The following is a 303-nucleotide window of genomic DNA, read 5'->3' as shown; positions in this document are numbered from 1 at the left end:
CACCCCCGGCAGGTGAACCGGCACGGAACGCAACCGCACGGCGGGCCGCCGGCAAACCAAACTGGCTCGGCACCGTCCTGGCGGCGCTCTCCGGCATCCCGCGCAACGAACCCATTTTGGATGAGATTTTCACCATCCGGCACCGCAATGAGCGAATCCGCAGGCTCACCGAACTTGCAGCCGAGCGCCTGCCGGAAATCCAGGCCACGCTGTCCGGCCACGACCTTTGGAATGAAGGTAAATCAGACTACGGGGACATAGTTCGAGTCATCCGGGACATGCACAGCGAAGCGGATTGCAGGC

1 protein-coding gene is annotated in these 303 nt (G+C 63.0%); it reads left to right on the top strand.

Annotated features, from left to right (window positions below; genetic code table 11):
* Positions 1-116: 116 nt before the first annotated feature.
* On the top strand, positions 117-303 hold a 187-nt coding region (locus AC5RVV_RS18345; protein ID WP_494002757.1), incomplete at its 3' end, for a hypothetical protein.

The sequence above is a fragment of the Arthrobacter sp. MDT2-34-1 genome (genome assembly GCF_059091365.1).
Note: the sequence above shows the minus strand (reverse complement) of the source record. Positions and strands in the feature narration are given on the sequence as shown.